Source organism: Paracoccus sp. UBA889 (genome assembly GCA_002294185.1).
GTDB lineage: Bacteria > Pseudomonadota > Alphaproteobacteria > Rhodobacterales > Rhodobacteraceae > Paracoccus.
Genome location: DBFD01000044.1, coordinates 1 through 813 on the forward strand (window position 1 = coordinate 1; position 813 = coordinate 813).

The 813-nt window shown below is 69.4% G+C and carries 1 protein-coding gene; it reads left to right on the top strand.

All coding sequences use genetic code 11. The annotated features are described in order from the left end of the window. A partial coding sequence (locus B4L36_RS07660) for a YjbH domain-containing protein (protein ID WP_292954869.1) occupies positions 1 to 813 on the top strand: 813 nt, incomplete at both ends.

Below are 813 nucleotides of genomic sequence, written 5' to 3' on the forward strand. Positions count from 1 at the left end.
CTGGGGCGAGGCCTATCAGGCCGGTCTTTACACGATTGGCGGCAACACGGTCGGGGCGCAATTCTCGATGGTGCTGAACCCGCGCCAGTCGCCTTATCCGTCCGGGCTGGAAAAGGCCCCGGCCCCGGTCCGCCCGCGCCCCGCGCCTGCCGCCGATCCCGAAGGCTGGTCTGGCATCTGGTCGCAGGATCCGTCGGCCCAGCCGGCGATCCAGAAGGCGCTTGGCGATGCCATGGCCGATGAGGGCCAGATCCTCGAAGCCATGGCCCTGACCGCGAACCGGGCCGAGGTGCGCCTGCGCAACCAGCGCTATATCAGCCAGGCCGAGGCCATCGGCCGCACCGCCCGTCTGATGACCCGCGCTCTGCCGCCCTCGGTCGAGACCTTCGTGATCACCTCGACCGCCGAGGGCGTGCCGACATCCTCGGTCACGCTGCGTCGCACCGATATCGAGCGGCTGGAAAACACCCAAGCCGGCCAGATCGCCGCCGCCTCGGTGCTCGGCGATGCCGGACGGCCCGCCGGTCTGGTCTATTCGGACAATGTCTATCCGCGCTTTCGCTGGTCGCTGTCGCCCTATCTGGATCTGGGCGTGTTCAGCGCCGAGGACGGCCTGACCCACGAGGTCGGGGCCGAGGCGCGCGCCAGCTATGAGATCGCGCCCGGTCTGGTCCTGACGGGCGCCCTGCGCCAGCGCGCCTTCGGCAATATCGACCAGCGCGGGCCGGGCATTCCCGACGATGATGATCTCTGCGACCGTTACGGGCGTTGTGGCCGCGGCGAGCACTTCACGGCCGGGGAATACGAGGCCGA